Origin of the sequence: Curtobacterium sp. 'Ferrero', assembly GCF_002412165.1 — a bacterium.
Classification (GTDB): Bacteria; Actinomycetota; Actinomycetes; order Actinomycetales; family Microbacteriaceae; genus Curtobacterium.
Genome location: NZ_NXIA01000046.1, coordinates 1 through 2,305, shown reverse-complemented (window position 1 = coordinate 2,305; position 2,305 = coordinate 1). Strand labels below are relative to the sequence as shown.

Annotated in this window: 2 protein-coding genes; both read left to right on the top strand. The window is 69.6% G+C overall.

Annotated features, from left to right (window positions below):
• Nucleotides 1–157 precede the first annotated feature (157 nt).
• Nucleotides 158–1,516: a polysaccharide biosynthesis tyrosine autokinase gene (locus Csp2054_RS17560; protein WP_217990959.1), complete on the top strand. Its 1,359-nt coding sequence runs from the start codon at nt 158–160 to the stop codon at nt 1,514–1,516.
• A 29-nt stretch (nt 1,517–1,545) separates the two neighbouring features.
• Nucleotides 1,546–2,187 (top strand): sugar transferase, encoded by a 642-nt coding sequence (locus Csp2054_RS17555; protein ID WP_096900841.1) that lies wholly within the window; start codon nt 1,546–1,548, stop codon nt 2,185–2,187.
• Nucleotides 2,188–2,305 lie beyond the last annotated feature (118 nt).

The following is a 2,305-nucleotide window of genomic DNA, read 5'->3' as shown; positions in this document are numbered from 1 at the left end:
GGGCAAGGACAACACCATCACTGCCGCCGACTGACACACCCACGACCACCACCACCGAGGGCCTCGCGCACACCGCGAGGCCCTCAGCCATTGCCATGCAGTATGCAATGTATTACACTGGGAACACCAGCCCGATCGAAGGACTCGAATGAACGCCTTGACCATTGCCCGTTCACTGCTCCGCAGTTGGTGGATGCTCGCGACGTGCGCCGTCCTCGGGGTCGGGGTCGCCGCGCTCGGTAGCGCGGCGACGACGCCGACCTACCGGGCATCGACCTCGTACTACGTGTCGGTCGCGGGCCAGGACGCAGCATCGGCCGGCGAGATCGCGCAGGGCTCCACGGCGGCGCAGCAGAAGATCAAGTCGTACGTCGAGCTCGCGTCGTCGCCACGCGTCCTGACCCCGGTGATCGAACACCTGCGACTCGACAGCACGCCGGCTGAGCTCGGTCGCCACGTGACCGCGAGCGTCGGCACCGGCACCGTGATCATCTCGATCTCCGTCACCGATCCGGACCCCCGCCACGCCGCCCGGCTGGCCGAGGCCGTCGGCCAGACCCTGGCCTCGGTGGTGAGCCAGATCGAGCCGGAGGTGTCCCCCAACACCCCGTCGGTGCGCCTCGAGGAGGTCACCCCCGCGACGACGCCGTCCTCCCCGATCGGGCCGAAGACCACGGCCAACGTCGCGCTCGGCTTCGTGGCCGGCCTCGCCCTGGGTGCTGCCCTCGCGCTGGTGCGCGCCGCCCTCGACACGCGTGTCCGCACGGCGGCGGACCTCGCAGACCTCGACCTGGCGCTCCTCGGTGACATCGCATTCGACGCCGAAGCCGGTGCGCGGCCGCTCATCGTCCGGGACGACGCCCGCAGCGCCCGCAGCGAGGCCTTCCGCGCCCTGCGGACCAACGTCCAGTTCCTCCGTTCCGGCGGCTCCCGGACCATCGCCGTCACGAGCGCACGCCCGTCCGAGGGGAAGACCACGACGACCGCGAACCTCGCGATCGCCATGAGCCAGAGCGGCCTGCGCGTCGCCGTCGTCGACGCGGACCTCCGACGACCCAACCTCGCGACCGTCATGGGCATCGAAGGCGCCACCGGCCTCTCGGACCTCCTGATCGGTCGCGCCGAGCTCGAGGACGTCCTGCAGCCCTGGGGTGACGACGACATGCACGTGCTCCCGGCAGGCACGATCCCGCCGAACCCGAGCGAGCTGCTGGGGTCCGAGGCGATGGAGCGCGTCCTCGAAGTCCTCACCGACCGCTTCGACGTCGTCCTCGTCGACACGCCCCCGGTGCTGGCGGTGACGGACGCATCCCTCGTCAGCACGCTCGTCTCCACCACGCTCCTCGTGAGCGCAGCCGGTCAGACGAAGCGTGCCGAGGTCCGACTCGCGACCGAAGCTCTCGACCGCGTGGGCCGGCGCGCGAGCGGGCTCGTCCTCACGAAGACCAAGCACACGAAGCGACAGGGCGGTTACTACCGCTCCGAGTACACCAGCGCCGCTGCGCTGTCCGCCTGACCCATCAACCCTCGATCAGGAGTCACGACATGAATGCCGACCGCCGGAACCGCACGTTGCGCACGAAGCGGATCCTCGACGTCTGCGGAGCAGTCCTCGGACTCGTCCTCGCAGCACCCCTCATGCTCATCGTCGCCGCGTTGGTCGCGATGCGGCTCGGTCGCCCCGTCATCTTCCGTCAGGAACGACCGGGCCTGGGCGGCGAGACGTTCACGATCCTGAAGTTCCGGAGCATGCTCGAGATCGACGAGTCGAAGGGCATCACCACCGACGAACAGCGGCTCACCGGATTCGGACGCTTCCTCCGTTCGACGAGCCTCGACGAGCTGCCGAGCCTCTGGAACATCCTGCGAGGGGACATGTCCTTCGTGGGCCCGCGCCCGAGCCTCTGCCGCTACCTCGACCTGTACACGGCCGAGGAAGCACGCCGCCACGACGTCCTGCCCGGACTCACCGGCTTGGCCCAGGTCCGGGGCCGCAACGCGCTGCCGTGGCCGGAACGCCTCCGATCCGACATCGAGTACGTCGACTCCGTCAGTCTCGGGCTCGACCTCCGCATCCTCCTCCGCACGGTGGTCGTCGTACTCCGTCGCGAAGGCATCACCGCCCCCGGTCACGTCAGCTCCGACGTGTTCACCGGCACCGACCGCATGACGGAACCCGCGGCCTGAGCGCCGACATCTCCACCGATCACCGCAGCACCCTTCCGAAGGACACCACCATGCACACGACCCTCACCCGCACCCTCGCCGCCACCACGCTCGCCCTGATCGCCGCAGCCGGCCTGAG

What these genes read in the sequence shown, in the direction of transcription:
- Csp2054_RS17555 (WP_096900841.1), top strand. Translation starts at nt 1,546, where the DNA reads ATGAATGCCGACCGCCGGAACCGCACGTTGCGCACGAAGCGGATCCTC.